General features: G+C 72.1%; 13 protein-coding genes and 1 riboswitch. Of the genes, 7 read left to right on the top strand and 6 right to left on the bottom strand.

The window, feature by feature from the left end; genetic code table 11:
- Positions 1-103: 103 nt before the first annotated feature.
- Positions 104-868, bottom strand: coding sequence for a hypothetical protein (locus EES42_RS01465; protein WP_241196195.1), 765 nt, complete (start codon positions 866-868; stop codon positions 104-106).
- A 335-nt stretch (positions 869-1,203) separates the two neighbouring features.
- On the opposite strand from EES42_RS01465, the gene EES42_RS01460 reads away from it, so the two are divergent.
- The 4 genes from EES42_RS01460 to EES42_RS01445 all read left to right on the top strand — a co-directional run bounded on the left by EES42_RS01460 (position 1,204) and on the right by EES42_RS01445 (position 7,120).
- Positions 1,204-2,484: a cytochrome P450 gene (locus EES42_RS01460; RefSeq protein WP_241196194.1), complete on the top strand. Its 1,281-nt coding sequence runs from the start codon at positions 1,204-1,206 to the stop codon at positions 2,482-2,484.
- A 443-nt stretch (positions 2,485-2,927) separates the two neighbouring features.
- Positions 2,928-3,593, top strand: coding sequence for a hypothetical protein (locus tag EES42_RS01455; RefSeq protein ID WP_124716270.1), 666 nt, complete (start codon positions 2,928-2,930; stop codon positions 3,591-3,593).
- Between the two features lie 3 nt (positions 3,594-3,596).
- On the top strand, positions 3,597-4,277 hold the full coding sequence (locus EES42_RS01450) for an RES family NAD+ phosphorylase (protein WP_124716269.1): 681 nt from the start codon (positions 3,597-3,599) through the stop codon (positions 4,275-4,277).
- A gap of 2 nt (positions 4,278-4,279) precedes the next feature.
- On the top strand, positions 4,280-7,120 hold the full coding sequence (locus EES42_RS01445; protein ID WP_124716268.1) for a CHAT domain-containing protein: 2,841 nt from the start codon (positions 4,280-4,282) through the stop codon (positions 7,118-7,120).
- A gap of 2 nt (positions 7,121-7,122) precedes the next feature.
- On the opposite strand, the gene EES42_RS01440 is transcribed toward EES42_RS01445, so the two are convergent.
- On the bottom strand, positions 7,123-8,979 hold the full coding sequence (locus EES42_RS01440) for a caspase family protein (RefSeq protein WP_124716267.1): 1,857 nt from the start codon (positions 8,977-8,979) through the stop codon (positions 7,123-7,125).
- Between the two features lie 174 nt (positions 8,980-9,153).
- Here EES42_RS01440 and EES42_RS47220 point away from each other — a divergent pair, with 174 nt between their 5' ends.
- Positions 9,154-10,176, top strand: a complete 1,023-nt coding sequence (locus EES42_RS47220) for a hypothetical protein (protein ID WP_124716266.1) — start codon at positions 9,154-9,156, stop codon at positions 10,174-10,176.
- Between the two features lie 30 nt (positions 10,177-10,206).
- Here EES42_RS47220 and EES42_RS01430 read toward each other — a convergent pair whose 3' ends face one another.
- The 4 genes from EES42_RS01430 to gcvT all read right to left on the bottom strand — a co-directional run bounded on the left by EES42_RS01430 (position 10,207) and on the right by gcvT (position 14,610).
- Complete coding sequence (locus EES42_RS01430; RefSeq protein ID WP_124716265.1) at positions 10,207-11,589, bottom strand: L-serine ammonia-lyase; 1,383 nt, start codon at positions 11,587-11,589, stop codon at positions 10,207-10,209.
- 155 nt (positions 11,590-11,744) lie between these two features.
- Entirely contained in the window at positions 11,745-13,004 is a 1,260-nt protein-coding gene (gene glyA / locus EES42_RS01425; RefSeq protein ID WP_124716264.1) for a serine hydroxymethyltransferase, read from the bottom strand.
- 20 nt (positions 13,005-13,024) lie between these two features.
- A complete protein-coding gene (gene gcvH, locus EES42_RS01420; protein WP_124716263.1) occupies positions 13,025-13,402 on the bottom strand; it encodes a glycine cleavage system protein GcvH in 378 nt (125 codons plus the stop codon).
- Positions 13,403-13,494: 92 nt separating this feature from the next.
- Positions 13,495-14,610, bottom strand: coding sequence for a glycine cleavage system aminomethyltransferase GcvT (gene gcvT / locus EES42_RS01415; protein WP_124716262.1), 1,116 nt, complete (start codon positions 14,608-14,610; stop codon positions 13,495-13,497).
- Between the two features lie 141 nt (positions 14,611-14,751).
- Positions 14,752-14,849: riboswitch (glycine riboswitch) on the bottom strand.
- A gap of 159 nt (positions 14,850-15,008) precedes the next feature.
- Here gcvT and EES42_RS01410 point away from each other — a divergent pair.
- Both EES42_RS01410 and EES42_RS01405 read left to right on the top strand, forming a co-directional pair.
- Complete coding sequence (locus EES42_RS01410) at positions 15,009-15,701, top strand: AAA family ATPase (protein ID WP_124716261.1); 693 nt, start codon at positions 15,009-15,011, stop codon at positions 15,699-15,701.
- Positions 15,702-15,777: 76 nt separating this feature from the next.
- On the top strand, positions 15,778-16,548 hold the full coding sequence (locus EES42_RS01405) for an enhanced serine sensitivity protein SseB (protein WP_124716260.1): 771 nt from the start codon (positions 15,778-15,780) through the stop codon (positions 16,546-16,548).
- Positions 16,549-16,641 lie beyond the last annotated feature (93 nt).

The following is a 16,641-nucleotide window of genomic DNA, read 5'->3' as shown; positions in this document are numbered from 1 at the left end:
AATCACGGTACGGGCGACGAGGTGCGGGAGCGGACCGCTCGGCCGGATCGCGGAGACGGAAGCCCTCCGGCGCGACGGAGCCCCGAAGATCGTCGGCCGGCCTTCATGCCGTGCGCGCGACCGCGAGTTCGATGAATGCGGCGGCTTCGATTTCGGTGATTCCGGCATGGTCGGTCTCGTTGTGGCCGAGTTCGTGCAGCCGGAGGCAATCGGTCGGCTCCCAGCGGAGGTCGCGTGTGAATGCCTCGTCGTACGTCCGGCCGTCGTCGACCCGGCGCCGGACGATGCCGCGCGGGCCGCTTGCCCGCGGACGCCCTTCGCGGATCTTCGCGAAGTAGGTGATCTCGCCCTCGGCGTCCAGGGCGTCGAGGGTCGCGGGGCCAAGCGTGCGGAAAGGACGGGCCGAGAGGTTGCTCTCCACCGTCCCCATCCGCAGCATCGCGCCGTTGAGGTCGATGAACTCCTCGACGAAGTAACCACCACCGCGCTCGTACATGAGCAGGAGCGGCTCATAGGGGTCATCCGGCAGATCTCCGGACAACTCGCCTCCGGCGCCCCGCAGCACGGCCCACCGGACGGCGCCCCGGCATGTCTTCCTGAGCGAGGACGGAGCCAGGCCGGTGAGCACCGCTTCCAGTTCGGCGGCGACATCGGACGGCGTCCGGACCTCGGGGGCGACATGCTCCGTGATGTCGAAGAACGGCCATGACTCCTCAGCGCGGTACGCCCGGGCCCAGCCGGCCGCACGGCGCAGATATTCACGCATCAGCAGAGCGCGCGAATTCGCGTGCTCGTATGCCGCGGAGTCGTCGCTCCAGTCGATGGCACGCAGCCGTTCGAGCACGCGGAGCGGAAGGTCGTCCGCCACTTCGGGTCCAGCCCCTTTCGCTTTCGGCTCCATGAGGAAAACATCGGTCGGAGGGCTGCCGGAGAACCTGCCGTGCAGGCCGTCCATGCCCTTCAGCATAAAGTTGCGGTTCGCGCAGAAGACCGCAGGGCGCCGGGGGAGACCGTCACCGGCCGACCGGGCGTCACAAGTCGGATCCGATGCCGCCGGGGCGCCGCTTCCTCACGCTCTGAGACAGAATGCCGTTTGGCACAAGCCGTGTCGCCGCCGGCCACTATCCACTTCCGCGCCTGCTGCACAGCTGTTTCACGTCCGCACCGTGCGTGCGGACCGCGCGACGACTCCTGGAGTGCAGATTGACTACGACGTTCCGCTCTCGTATCACCGCCCGGATCGGGCGCAGCTACCTGTCCAGGATCCAGAAGTACGGGATCGGCTCATCCACGGTCAGGCTGCTCCCCGACGACCTGCTGATGATGCTGCGCAGAGACGGCCTCGACCCGGTGGACAAACTGGCCAGGACCCGGGCGAAGCGGCCGGTGCACAAGGTCTCGTTGCCGTTCGGCATGGACGCCTGGGTGGTCAGCGGCTACGAGGAGTCGAAGGCCGTCCTCGGCTCGGCCGACGGGTTCAGCACCGACTTCGCCCACCTCGCGACGAACGCCGGAGTGGCCGCCGAGCAGAGTCCCGGCGGGCTCGGCTTCAACGATCCGCCGGTTCACACCCGGCTGCGCCGCATCCTCACCCCGGAGTTCACCATGCGCCGGCTGCGGCGGCTGGGCCCCAGGATCGACGCCATCGTGGAGGAACGCCTCGACGCGATGGCGGCCGCCCGGGGTCCGGTCGACCTGGTGCAGGAGTTCGCGCTGCCGATCCCCTCCCTCACCATCTGCGAACTGCTCGGCGTGCCGTACGAGGACCGTGACGACTTCCAGCAGCTCGCCATGGACCGCTTCGACCTCTTCGCCGGGACGACCGCGCCCTTCGGCGCGATGTCGGAGTCGCTGACGTACTTCAGGGACGTCGTCAAGGCGCAGCGCGAGAAGCCGGGCGACGGCCTGCTCGGCATGATCGTGCGGGAGCACGGCGACAACGTCGACGACGAGGAACTCGCGGGCCTCGCCGACGGTGTGCTCACCGGCGGGTTCGAGACGACCGCCAGCACCATCGCCCTGGGCTCCCTGGTGCTGCTGCAGAACGCGGACGTGCTCGACCGAATACGGCATGACGACGCCATGACCGCACCCTTCGTCGAGGAGGTGCTGCGCTACCTCTCGGCGGTGCAGATCGCCTTCCCCCGGTTCGCCCGCCGGGACATAGAGATAGGCGGAGTGGTCATTCCGCAGGGCGACATGGTGCTCTGCTCGCTGAGCGCCGCCAACCGCGATGCCGGGTACATGGGCGACGACGGGCGCTTCGACCCGCACCGCACCCCCGCGGGCAGCCATCTCGCCTTCGGCCACGGCATCCACCGCTGCATCGGCGCCGAACTTGCGCGGATGGAACTGCGAACCGCCTACCCGGCCCTGGCCAGGCGGTTCCCCGGGATGCGGCTCGCGGTCCCGCCCCAGGACCTGGCCTTCCGCAAGCTGTCCATCGTCTACGGCATCGATTCGCTGCCGGTACACCTGAGCTGAACGGGACCGGCGCCCGTCCGCCGGATGCGCCGCGCACGGGGCGCGGCGCGCACCGGGAGGGCGCTCGCGCCCGTCGCGCCGACCCGATGACGACCCGGTGACGCCCCGTCGCCGACCCGACGGGCCTCCCTCCGGCGGCTAGCGTGGGCGGACGGCCGGGCGCACCTTGTGATGCCGTGACCGGCGCACGATCATGGGCTCATGCCAACTCGCGCCGGACCGTTCGACGTTGCTTGGGTGCCGCGGGAGGTGCCGCAGGAGGTGCTGCGGGAGGTGAGGACGGTCCGCCTGGAGCGGCTGGTGCCGATCGTCCGCAGACCACCGGTGGCGGACCCGCCGACGGGCGTACTCGCCGGTGGCCGTCCCGGCCGGACCGGACCCCGCGAAGGGGCCGCGCCTCGTGAACGGACCGGATCACGCGAACAGAAAGGACGTGGGTGCGGGTGAATCCCTTCATGATGCTCGCCGCCGTCGCGGCCGACTGGTCCCGGCTCGGGCCGCTTCTCGGTCCCGGCGCACACCAGGCGCTGCGCGCGCCGCTGGCCGAGATCCGCACCGGCCTTCGGACCCACGACCAAGGGGCCGACCGGAGCGCGGCGGACCGCGCGGTGCGCACCGTGCTCGCCGCCCTCCCGGAACAAGAGGCGGACCGACTGCGCGGCGACGGCTCCACGGCACGGTTCGCGGGCACCTCCCCGTCCGCAGTCCACGAGGGCTACGACGCCATGGACCTCTGCATGCTCGTGATCGACGGCAACCCGATGGTCGGCCCGCTCCTGGGCCCGGTGCGCGAACGACTGCTGCGGGCCCCGGCGTCGAGCCCGCGCGGGACGGGCCCCGTCGACCCCCGGCTGATCGTCCTGACCCGTGAGAACGGGGAACGGCGGCTGCCCGCCTTCCAGTTCGAGGCCGGGGACATGCCGTGGGAGGTCGTCCTGGAGGTGGGCGACGTGCTCCGCGCCGACCGGGATCCCTGGGGCGCCGCCGACTGGTGGCTCTCCGCGAACGCGTGGACCGGTGCCCCGCCGGCCGGCCTTCTCGGACAGGGCCGCGACCCCGAACTCCTGGGCGCCGCCCGCGCGCTGACCGTCACGGGCGGGGAGTGGTAGGCCGTGCCCAAGTACCCGCCCCCCGAGGAACTGCCCGGCGAGCCCGGCCGTGTCACCCTGCCCGCCGGCACCCCCGTCCACCGCGTCCACAGCAGTCACCGCGACCCGGTCGCCTTCAACCCCGAGCCCGCGCACGCCTTCTACTACGGCGGACGCTTCGACAGCACCCCGTACGAGAAGTACGGCTACCTGTACGTCGGGTTCGGCGTCGGCGCCGCCGTGTGCGAGGTACTGCTGCGTTCGCTCCCCTTCGACGGTGGCGGCGACGGCGGCACGCGCCTGCTCCCGCGAGCCGCCTTCGAGCGCCGCAGCCTGTCCTTCCTGCGCCTGGCCACCGACGTGGACGTGGTGCCGCTGATGTCCGGCAGGGACCTGGCGGCGGTCGCCCAGGACTCGTGGCTCGTGCACGCCGAAGGTGCGGACTACCCGCAGACCCGCGACTGGGGCCACTGGATCCGCCGCAGGACGGCGCCCTGGGCGCAGGGCTTCGTCTGGCCCTCCAAACGAGAACCCGCGGACCGGGTGGCCGTCCTGTTCGAGGACCGCTGCGAGACACCACCGCTCGAACCCACCGGAGCCCCCCGGATCGACTTCGGGACCGATGAGGGCGAACGGTGGCTGAACGGTGTCCTCGCCCCGTACCGCACGCAGGCCGCGCCACGACAGCAGGAATGGATGCGCTAGACATGCCGGGGAAGCCGTACGACCTCCAGGCCCTCACCTACGAGATCCAGCAGTCGCTCCTCGATGCCAGGACCGACGCCCAGGACCTCACCCGCGCCGCCGATCTCGTACTCGACCGGCTCGGCTGCGACACGGCCGGCGAGGCGTGGGAGCGGCTGTACACCGACTGGCAGGCCCTGGAGCACGGGACCTTGCTGTCCGGCATGCGTGCCGGACAGATCCTCGTCGTCCTTCCGACGCTGCGCTGGCACCAGTCGGTCGGAAGCCCGGACGAGGTGGACGAACTCCTGCGGGAGGCCGAGGCCCACGGACCGGAGGGCCGCTGGAAGGCGACGGTCGTCGCCACGAACAGCATGTCCGGACTGCAACGGATCGAGACGCCCGCCGAGATGGAGGCGGCGATCGCCCAGATCGAGCAGAATCGCGACGCCTTCCCGGCCGGCAGCCGGGAACGCGACGCGCTCGATGCGACCCACGCCGGACTCCGGGCCCACCTCGCCCAGGTCGGAGGCGGCGAGGACGATTTCGACTCGGCCGTGGAGGACCTGGCGCGGCTGCGGAACTCGCCGGCCTTCGACACCGGGACGCGCCTGGCCTTCGACGGGCAGCTCGCCGTGTTCCGTGGACACCAGGCCGTCCGGAGCGAGGACGCGGACGCGCTCGCCCAGCAGGTCGGCGAGTTGGAGGCCGTCGTCGCCCGGCTGTCCCCCGACCACATGGACCGGGTCGGGCTGGAGGCCAACCTCGACATCGCCCGGGCCAACCTGGAGATCCTGCGGGGCCGGAGCACCGGGGGCGTCTTCCCGGACCACTCCGCGATGATGGCCACCCCCGACATCGGCGAAGTACGGCGGCAGATCGCGCTGCTGCCGCGCGAGGGACAGATCGACCGGCTCGGCGAGGCGGGCATCAGCAGCGTCAGCCGGGCCATGTTCGCCGGCAACGCCCGAGGGGTCGTCGAGGCGACCCAACTGCTCCGGGACGCCCTGGACCTCCTCGAACCCGACGACGACCGCTGGATTCGCAACGCCCTCTCGCTCGGCTCCGCCCACTGCGCGCTGGGCGGAATGGCGTCGGTCCCGCGCACCGACCGCCCCGGCCACCTCGACCAGGGCATCTCCTGGCTGAAGCACACCCTGCGGCTGGCCGGCGGCCCGGCGCACCCGCTGTGGAACACCATCGGGATGGCCCTGGCCTCGGGCTACCGGTTCCGCGGCGACAACCAGGTGTTCAACACCCGTGCCACCCGCCTCAACCATGCCGAGTCCCGCCGGATCGGCCTGGACGCGATGCGCGCCGCCACCTGGAGCGTCCTCCTCCAGTCCGGTACGGTGCACGCCGCCGAGACCGGCCGCCGGGCCGGCGAGCAGGCGCTCGGCGTGGCCCGCTGGTGCCTGACCGACGGCGCCCACGACGACGCCGTACGAGCCCTGGACGCCGGACGCGGCCTTGTCCTGCACGCGGCGACCGTCGCCGCCACCGTTCCCGACATGCTGGACGCCCTCGGGCAGTCCGGCCCGGCCGACGAGTGGCGGGCGGCGGGCGGCGTCGCACCCGAACCGGCCCCCGGAACCGCCCCCACCACCGCGCCCACCGCCTCCGGCCCCTCCAGCCGGCTCCGACGCCGCGTCCTCCAGGCGCTCGCCGCGTCCCCGCACCGGCGGCGGCTGCTGGACGTCCCCACCCTCACGGACATCGGCCGGGCGCTGCGTGCCATGGGCCGCACCGCGCTGGTCTATCTGATGCCCGGCGGCGACGGCGTGCCCGGCACGGCGCTGATCGTCTCCGCCGACGGCACGGCCAGGGCACTCGAACTGCCCCGGCTCACCGTCACCGCCGACGAGCTGACCGGCTACCGGGCCGCCGGAGCCCCGGGCCGTACCGCCGGCGGACCCCCCACCGCGACCCCGCCCCGGCCGCGGCCGTCCGCCCGGGACGAGGGCCGCATCGCGCTGGAGCGGCTGTGCGACTGGGCGGGCAGGGCGGTGATGGCGCCGCTGCTCAAGGAAGTCTCCCGGGGCCGGAGCCCGGGCGGGGTCCCGGCCATGGTGCTGGTGCCGATGGCCGAACTGGGCGTCGTACCCTGGCACGCCGCGCGCCTGCCCGACCGCCGTGGTACCCGGCAGTACGCATGCCACCAGGCGGAGATCTCGTACGCACCCTCCGCCCGCCTGCTGTGCGAGGTGGCCACCAGGCCCGCCGCGGACACCCGGCAGGCACTCGTCGTCGGCGACCCGACCCGCGACCTCTTCCACGCCGGCCAGGAGGCCGAGGCCATCTTCCGTACCTTCTACCCGGACGGCGAACTCCTCGGCCCCGGCACCGCCACGCCCGCCGCCGTGACCGACTGGCTGGGCCGGCAGCGCGGCGGAGTGCTGCACCTGGCCTGCCACGGCGAGGTGCGCCAGGGCCGGCGGAACAGCGCGTACCTCAAGCTGTCCGGCGGAAACCTGAACGCCGAGGAACTGACCGAGGGCACCGCCCGCTACCCCCACCTGGAACTCGTCGTCCTGGCCGCCTGCAGCACCAACGTGTCCGGGCACGGCTACGACGAGGCGTACAGCCTGTCCACCGCGTTCCTCGTCGCGGGCGCACGCTCGGTGCTCGGTTCCCTGTGGCCGGTGCCGGACGCGGCCACGTCCGTACTGATGTACATGACCCACCACTTCATGTGCCGGGCGGGCCGGACACCCGGACAGGCCCTGCGCGACGCCCAGTTGTGGATGCTCGACCAGGGGCGCAGGACGCCGGCCGGAATGCCCGCGGACATGGTGGCCCGCGTGCCGCTGGTCGACGCCACCGACCCGACCGGCTGGGCGGGCTTCACCCACCTCGGCTGGTGAGGTCAGGGCAGTACGGTGCGCACCGGCACCGCGACGGTGCCCCACCGGCCCACGTCCCGGACCGGACCGCCCGCGGTCCGGCCGACCGGCGGCGGAGCGATCCGCAGCAGACCGCCCGCGTCCCCGCCCTGCGGACCCACATTGCCGCGCCCCGGGCCAGGGGCGTCCGGAGACCAGGCCGGCAGCCGGAACGGGGCCACGTTCAGCTCGTTCTCCGCGACGATCAGCCTCAGCCAGTCCCGGGCGAACGAACCCCGGGCCAGGAGACGGCCGGGCGGCAGCCGCAGCCACACGGGCTCGCCCTGCCGTGCCGTGCCCGCGTGTCCGGGCGCCACGAAGTCGCCCTCGAACAGGGCGGGCGAGGACTCGTAGTCGTCCGCCAGATTCAGCAGTACGCACCACAGCGTGCGCGGGGAGTCGTTGTGGACCCGGACCCGCACCTGGGGCTCCTGCCCGCTGCTCGTGTATGAGCAGACCACCTCGCCCGTCGCCGTGTGCCACAGGTCACCGACCAGCGGTTCGACCGTCACCCGCACCAGCGACGACAGCCACGGGTCGGGGTTGGCGAGGTCCTTCAGCCGATGCCAACGGGCGATGTGGGAAAGGCAGTCGGCCACCCGGGCGGCATCGTCGGACGACCGGAGCGGCAGCAGGTCGACGGGATGCCCGTCGCCCCCGGTCACCCGGGCCACGCCGCCCCCGGCCTCCAGCCGCAGCGGCAGTCCCGGCCCGCCGGTGGACAGCATCGGCGCACGGGCCACGGCCGCCGACATCATCGCGACGGCCGCCGGGTCGCCGACGACCGTCACCGCGGCCGGCGGGAACGCCAGCGCCGACGGATTCACCCCGTGCACCGTGGTGAGATCGACCCGCCCCGGCGTCCAGCCGGCCGGCTCCACCAGCGCCGACTCGGGGCGCACCTCCCGCACGACCACCACCCGCGGCCCGCCGGACCGCCCGTCGTCCGTCTCCTCGGCCAGGGTGAACTCCGCTCCCACGGACCGCAGTCCGTGCACCTGGCCGCAGTTGACCTCCCATCCCGAGACCGTGTGCCGGAGCAGGAACGAGGGGACGGGCAGCGCGTCGCCGTGCAGGAAGCTCAGATGCTCCGGCCCGCGCAGTTCGGGGTGCTGCGCGTGATGCCGGCTGCGCACCCGTTCCTCGGCGAGCGCGTGCGCCTTCCCGCACGTGGCCGCCGGGCCGAGCCGCCGCAGCGCGTGCACCAGTGAATGGCTGAAGTACCCGCGCTGCTCGCCGTCGACCAGCGCCTCGTACGCGACCTCCTGCTCCCGGCACGCGGCGAGCAGCACATGACGAAGCGGCTCGGCGTCCTGCGCACCCGCACCGCGCGGAGCCCTGCTGCGGTCCGTACGCCACCACGGCTGCCAGGCCACCTGGCGCGAGCGCGCACCGGGCGGCGGCTTGCGGGTGGCCCCGCCGGAGTGGCAGCAGTCGAGCACGGCGACCACATGCGCGCCGCGCGCCGCGATCTCGTCCAGCAGCGCCCCGAGTTCGGTGTCCTGGAGCGGCTGACCGCCCGCGTCCAGGCTGTCGGCGCAGACGAGCGCCTGACTGCGCCCGGTCGCCGTACGGGGATCGTCGCTCTCGTCCTCGCTGCCGTGCCCGCTGAACCACAACAGCGCCGTGTCGCCCGGACCGCTGCGCCCCAGATGCCTCCTGATGCCGTCGACCACCGCCGCCGTGGTCGCCTCCCTGTCGCGCAGCGGAAGGATCCGGGGATCGGGACCGCCGTGCTGCCGGAGCCAACCCTCCGCCTCCGCCACGTCGTTGACGCAACCGCCCAGCGGCTTGTCCGGATAGTCGTCGATGCCCACCAGGAGTGCGTACACGGATCCCATGCGGTGATCCTGCCAGCCCGGCCGGGCCGGGGGCAGGGCGATTCCGGGGCGATTGCCGGGCAGACACGTATCTCTCGATGCGCGGCCCTCGTACGGAGGGTTGACTGCTGACGGAGATTCACCAAGATCGGTTCCGCGGCACACCCGCCGCACAGTTCAGGAAGGAAGAACGGCGTGACTTTCGGGGGACACAATCCGTACGACCCGTCGTGGCGGCCGAACGGGCAGCCACCGCCACCACCGGGCGTGCCCCCGCAGCCAGGGCCGTATCCCTACCCCGGGCCTTATCCGCCCCAGGGCCCGCCGCCCTACCGCCCGTACGTCCCGCACCGCTCGCTGTGGCAGCAGTTCCGCGACGGCGACTGGCCCCCGCTGATGGAGGTGTTGCGGGCACTGCCCATCCACGGGTGCGTGTGGGCCCTGCTGGTGTGCTGCTTCTGGCCCGTGCTCATGCTCGGCCTGGCCTACCCGCTGGCCCGCACGGCCCGCCGGCAGGCGCACCTGAGGTTCCCCCCGCACGCCCACCGCCGCATCGTGGACCCGCAGGTGATGCGCGTGCAGCAGGTCAGGGCCTGGGCCGCGCTGGCCACGTCGTTCCTGATCCTTCTCGTCTACGGCACCGCGGCGGACTTCGCGGAGGTCCAGGAGCAGTACGCGCTCCGGCTCGCCTTCACCCCGTGGCTGCTGCTGCTCACCGCGCCGCTGGTGATCCTGGTCCTGTTCCGGATCGCACCCGAGGCCGCGCGACCGGGCATGCGCACCCGTCTGCGCCCGGCGCTGCGCTCGGCCCTGATGTACTTCGGCGCGCTCACGTCGGTGCCGCTGCTGGCCACGGTCATGGTCGTCATCGGCCAGAGCCTGGAGGCCTACTGGTTCACCCCGTTCATCACGCTCGCCCTGACCGCCCCGGTGCTGTGGATGCTGTTCTTCGTGCTGTTCGCCTCCAGGACGTTGATCCGCACCGTGTTCGGCACCTCCGAGGTGCATGCCACGCTCCCGGCCCTGCTGACCGGGGTGCTGGTGTGGGAACTGGCGGCCGTCAACCTGCTCATGAGCGGAATGCCGCCGGGCCCGCCACTCATCCAGCTCTGCGCCGTGATAGGCGGGCCGGCCTCGGTCTCGGCCGTGGCCTGGTGGGAGATCGACCGCCTGCGCACGAGGTACGGGGTGACCCTGCGCGGCCGGCAACTGCCCTGAGCACCTGTCGGGCGGGGCGGGACCGCTCCCTCAGCACTCGATGATGTTCACCGCGAGCCCGCCGCGCGCCGTCTCCTTGTACTTCACGGACATGTCCGCGCCGGTCTCCTTCATGGTCTTGATGACCTTGTCGAGGGAGACCTTGTGGCTGCCGTCGCCGCGCAGCGCCATCTTCGCCGCCGTGACGGCCTTCACCGCGGCCATGCCGTTGCGCTCGATGCACGGGATCTGGACCAGACCGCCGACCGGGTCGCAGGTGAGGCCCAGGTTGTGTTCCATGCCGATCTCGGCGGCGTTCTCGACCTGCTCGGGGGTGCCGCCGAGGACCTCGGCGAGGGCGCCCGCGGCCATGGAGCAGGCGGAGCCGACCTCGCCCTGGCAGCCGACCTCGGCGCCGGAGATGGAGGCGTTCTCCTTGAAGAGCATGCCGATGGCCCCGGCCGCGAGGAGGAAACGGACGACGCCGTCCTCCTTCTCCGCCTCGGTGGCGCCGCCGGCCGCGAAGTTCATGTAGTAGTGCAGGACCGCCGGGATGATGCCCGCGGCGCCGTTGGTGGGGGCGGTGACGACCCGGCCGCCCGCCGCGTTCTCCTCGTTGACCGCCATCGCGTAGAGGGTGATCCACTCCATCGCGTGGGCCTGCGGGTCGCCCTCGGCCCGCAGCTGGCGGGCGGTGTTCGCGGCGCGGCGGCGGACCTTGAGGCCGCCGGGCAGGATGCCCTCGCGGGACATGCCGCGCGAGACACAGGCCTGCATGACGCGCCAGATGTCCAGCAGCCCCGAGCGGATCTCGTCCTCGGTGCGCCAGGCCTTCTCGTTCTCCAGCATCAGCGAGGAGATGGACAGCCCGGTGTCGTGGGCGAGCCGCAGCAGCTCGTCGCCGGTGCGGAAGGGGTGCTTGAGCACGGTGTCGTCGAGCACGATCCGGTCCTCGCCCACCGCGTCCTCGTCGACGACGAAGCCGCCGCCGACCGAGTAGTACGTCTTCTCCAGGAGCAGCTCGCCCTCGTGGCCGAAGGCGAGGATCGTCATGCCGTTGGCGTGGTAGGGGAGGGCCTTGCGGCGGTGCAGGATCAGCTGCTCGTCGGCGTCGAAGTCGATCTCGTGCATGCCGAGGAGGTTGATCCGGCCGGTGGAGCGGATCTGCTCCACCCGGTCGTCGGCGGACTCCACGTCGACGGTGCGCGGCGACTCGCCCTCCAGGCCGAGCAGCACGGCCTTGGGGGTGCCGTGGCCGTGACCGGTCGCACCGAGCGAACCGTACAGCTCGGCGCGTATCGAGACGGTGTGGGCGATCAGCCCCTCGTTCTTCAGCCGGCGCGCGAACATCCGGGCGGCGCGCATCGGGCCGACCGTATGGGAGCTGGACGGGCCGATGCCGATCGAGAACAGGTCGAAGACCGAGATGGCCACGGTGACTCCTCAAGGGGTTGGTAGACGTCGTTGTCTGCCGGGTGGTGCGGTACGGGCCGGGCGGCCCGGAGGGCGGGGGCATGGGACGGGGCACCGCGCTCACAGTTCAGTGTGCGCGGTGCCCCGCCCCAACGTGTTACCGGAACGTGTCCGGACTACTTCAGGCCGGGGTACAGCGGGAACTTCTCGGCCAGCGCGACGACGCGGGCCTTCAGGGTGTCCGCGTCGTACGACGGCTTGAGGGCGGCGGCGATGATCTCCGCGACCTCGGTGAAGTCCTCCGTCTGGAAGCCGCGGGTCGCCAGGGCCGGCGTACCGATCCGCAGGCCCGAGGTGACCATCGGCGGCCGCGGGTCGTTCGGGATGGCGTTCCGGTTGACCGTGATGCCCAGCTCGTGCAGCCGGTCCTCGGCCTGCTGGCCGTCCAGCTCCGAGTTGCGCAGGTCGACGAGGACCAGGTGGACGTCCGTACCGCCGGACAGCACGGAGACACCGACCTCGGTGACGTCCGGCTGGACCAGGCGCTCGGCGAGGATGCGGGCGCCGTCCAGGGTGCGCTGCTGGCGCTCCTTGAACTCCTCGGTCGCCGCGACCTTGAACGAGACCGCCTTGGCCGCGATCACGTGCTCCAGCGGGCCGCCCTGCTGGCCCGGGAAGACCGCCGAGTTGATCTTCTTGGCGAGCTCCTGCGTCGACAGGATGACGCCACCGCGCGGACCGCCGAGGGTCTTGTGCGTGGTGGTCGTGACGACGTGGGCGTGCGGCACCGGGTTGGGGTGCAGCCCCGCGGCCACCAGGCCGGCGAAGTGCGCCATGTCGACCATCAGGTACGCGCCGACCTCGTCCGCGATGCGGCGGAAGGCGGCGAAGTCCAGCTGACGGGGGTACGCGGACCAGCCGGCGACGATCAGCTTCGGCTTGGACTCCTTGGCCAGACGCTCGACCTCGGCCATGTCCACGACGCCGGTCTCGTCGACGTGGTACGGGACCACGTTGTAGAGCTTGCCGGAGAAGTTGATCTTCATGCCGTGGGTCAGGTGACCGCCGTGGGCGAGGCTCAGGCCCATGATCGTGTCGCCCGGCTTGAGCAGCGCGAACATCGCGGCGGCGTTGGCCTGCGCACCGGAGTGCGGCTGGACGTTCGCGGCCTCGGCGCCGAAGAGCGCCTTGATGCGGTCGATGGCGATCTGCTCGACCACGTCGACGTGCTCGCAGCCGCCGTAGTAGCGGCGGCCGGGGTAGCCCTCGGCGTACTTGTTGGTGAGGACGGAGCCCTGGGCCTCCATGACCGCGACCGGAGCGAAGTTCTCCGAGGCGATCATTTCGAGGGTGGACTGCTGACGGTGGAGCTCGGCGTCGACAGCGGCGGCGACGTCCGGGTCCAGCTCGTGGAGGGAGGAGTTGAGAAGCGACATCAGGTGGTCCCTTGGGGTCTTTAGTTGCCGGAGAACTCGGTGTACTCGTCGGCGGAGAGCAGGTCGGCCGGCTCCTCCGTGACGCGTACCTTGAACAGCCAGCCGCCCTCGAAGGGAGCGGAGTTCACCAGCGACGGGTCGTCCACGACGTCCTGGTTCGCCTCGGTGACCTCGCCGGTCACCGGCGAGTACAGGTCGCTGACCGACTTGGTCGACTCCAGCTCACCGCAGGTCTCGCCCGCGGTCACCGTGTCACCGACCGCGGGGAGCTGGACGTAGACGACGTCGCCGAGCGCGTTGGCCGCGTGCTCGGTGATACCGATCGTGGCCACACCGTCCTCGACGGCCGACAGCCACTCGTGCTCCTTGCTGTAACGCAGCTGCTGGGGGTTGCTCATGACCTGAATTCTCCTGTACGCGGGGGAGTGCTGATGAACGGTGGTCTTACGGTGTGAGACGCGACTGCGTCACTTCTTGAGGTGAGCGGATGTCACTTCTGGCGCTTGTAGAACGGCAGCGCCACGACCTCGTACGGCTCGTGGGCGCCCCGGATGTCCACTGCGACGCCCTCGGTGCCGGGCGTGGCGTGCGCGGCGTCGACGTACGCCATGGCGATCGGCTTGCCCAGGGTCGGGGACGGGGCGCCGGAGGTGACCTCGCCGACGACCTCGCCGCCGGAGACGACGGAGAAGCCGGCGCGCGGCACCCGGCGGCCCTCGGCGACCAGCCCGACCAGCTTGCGCGGCGGGGCGCTCTCGGCGCGCTCGGCGGCGGCCTCAAGGGCCTTGCGGCCGACGAAGTCGCCCTCCTTCTCGAACTTCACGACCCGGCCGAGACCGGCGTCGAAGGGGGTGAGCTCCGTGGTCAGCTCGTGCCCGTACAGCGGCATGCCCGCCTCCAGGCGCAGCGTGTCGCGGCAGGAGAGCCCGCACGGGATCAGGCCGCGGGAGGCGCCCGCCTCGGTCAGCGCCTTCCACAGCCGCTCGGCGTGGACGGGGGCGACGAACAGCTCGAAGCCGTCCTCGCCGGTGTAGCCGGTGCGGGCGATCAGCGCGGGGACACCGGCGACCGTGCCCGGCAGACCGGCGTAGTACTTCAGACCGTCCAGGTCGGCGTCGGTGACCGAGGCCAGGATGGCGGGGGACTCCGGGCCCTGGACGGCGAGCAGCGCGTACGAGTCGCGGTCGTCGCGCACCTCGGCGTCGAAGCCCTCGACGCGGGCCGTCAGCGCGTCCAGCACGATCTGGGCGTTGCCCGCGTTGGCGACGACCATGTACTCCGTCTCACCCAGCCGGTAGACGATCAGGTCGTCCAGGATGCCGCCGTCCTCGGCGCAGATCATCGTGTAGCGCGCCCGGCCCACGGCGACGGTGCCGATGTTGCCGACCAGTGCGAAGTTCAGGAAGCCCGCGGCCGCGGGGCCGGTGACGGTGATCTCACCCATGTGCGACAGGTCGAAGAGCCCGGCCTTCGTACGCACCGCGTTGTGCTCGTCGCGCTCGCTGGCGTACCGCAGGGGCATGTCCCAGCCCGCGAAGTCGGTCATGGTCGCGCCCAGCGAACGGTGCAGGGCATCGAGGGCGGTGAGGCGGGGGGCGGTGCTCATGGATATGGCTCCCAGGGCATGACGACGAGGACGATCCCTCCCCATCTGTCATCGGAACCTGAGAGGTTCGCCGAGAGCCCCTGGAAGGGTTCGGCTTGCACCTTGGGTGGAGCCGCGAAGCGGCCCGCTTTTCAGATCTGCCTCATCCACGCGGTACGGGGCCTGAGAGATTCAAGGGAGGAACTTGCTCCTTCGGCGCCCGGCACAGAAAGTGACCGGAACTCTCCCGCGCGGATTCGAACGGCCTTTATGCAGTTGGCCGGGCCATCATCGCACGCATCGGGCCGGAGTGGGGCCCCGGTCCCCCACCGGAAATCACCGGCGTGGACGGTTGTGTCGCATTACCTTTTCTTTACACTTCAGGGGCATAGGTGGGGTGATCCGACAGGGGGAGGGCGATGACGTTGCAGCGGTACGCGACGACCGCGGGGTTCGCACATGGGGCGATGCCCGCACAGCCGGGGGCCCCGGCCAGGGAGATGTCCGGCCCGCACGCGCCCGTCGTGCGGGATCTGCGGGAGCGGGCCGGGCGCAGCCCGCGCGCCCTGCGTTTCGCGGCGGGCGACGTGGTGGTGATCTCCGGGCTGCCCGGCAGTGGCAAGTCGACGCTCATCCGGCGCGCGGTGACGACGGCGCACGCCATCGACTCCCAGGACACCCGGGACCGCTGGGCGCGGTCCGTGCCCCGCTTATTCCCGTACGCCCTCTACCGCCCGCTAGTCCGCGCCGCCCACTACTGGGGGCTGTGGCGGGTGCTGCGTTCCGGGGAGTCCGTCGTCGTCCACGACTGCGGGACACAGTCCTGGGTGCGCGGCTGGCTGGCCCGGGACGCGCGGCGCCGGGGCCGGGCGCTGCATCTGGTCCTGCTCGACGTCACGCCCGAGATCGCGCGGGAGGGCCAGCGCGAGCGCGGACGCGGTGTATCGGGATACGCCTTCGCCCGGCACCGCAGGGCGGTGGGCAGGCTGCTGCGGGCGACGGAGACGGGGCTGCTGCCGCCTGGGTGCGGTTCGGCGGTGCTGCTGGACCGGGAGGCGGCGGGGCGGCTGGCCCGGATCGAGTTCACGGCCGGGCCGCCCGGGGGCCGGTAGCCGGGCCGCGGGGCGGGGCCGCCGCGGGGCCGGGCGTTAATCTTCTGCCGGAAAGCTTGGGCGAGAAGGGGAAGCAGTGGACGTTCCGGCGCAGGTCCAGTCCCATCCGCAGGGCGGATGGCCGGGCAATGAGCTCGAAGAAGTGCTGATGGCCTCGGTGGGCAGCCCGGAGGCGGGCGGACGGCTCGTCGAGGTGCTCGGCCGCAGCCAGGTCTGGGTGCCGCTGCCCAACGGCGGCGGTCCCGACTCGGGGGCGCTGGACCTGCCGACGGTGGAGATCGAGGGCGCCCCGTACGTCCCCGTCTTCAGCTCCGAACAGCAGTTCCTCGCCTGTGTCGGCACCCATATGTCCTTCACCGTCGCGCCCGCCCGCGACTTCGCCCGCGGACTGCCCCCGCAGCTCGGCATCGCGGTGAACCCGGGCGGCGCGGTCGGGATGCCGCTGCCGCCGCCCGCCGTGGCCGAACTCTGCCGGGCCGGGCGCACCCCGCTGGACGGGCCGGCCGGCGGCGGCAGGGTCCGGCTGTACGAGCCGGACTGGAAGGAGGAGCCGGTCGACTTCCTGGCCGCCGCGGCCGGTGAGTTCGAGGAGAGCGGTGTGGTGCTCTCCGCCCGCCGGGCGCTGGCCAGCATCGAGGGCGGCGACCCCGTCCTCTTCGTCGGCGTCGAGTTCTCCACCTGGGACGGCGCGGGGCGCAATGGCCCGATGGACGCCCTCGGCCGCGCTCTGGGCCGGGTCGAGGTTCCCTGGCCGGTCAATCTCGTACTGCTCGACGTGGCACAGGACCCGGTCGGCGACTGGATGCGGGAGCGGATCCGGCCGTTCTACCAGCGAGCGGGCATATAGAACCCGGCGCGGGGCCGCCGCCGGGCACCGGTGGGGAACACCGCTCGGACCCATGACGTCAAGTCGGTGTCAGGACCGGCGCATAAGCTGGTT

It is taken from the genome of Streptomyces sp. ADI95-17 (assembly GCF_003846175.1).
GTDB classification, from domain to species: domain Bacteria; phylum Actinomycetota; class Actinomycetes; order Streptomycetales; family Streptomycetaceae; genus Streptomyces; species Streptomyces sanglieri.
The sequence above is the reverse complement of the archived record's forward strand: the minus strand, read 5'-3'. Positions and strand labels throughout refer to the sequence as shown.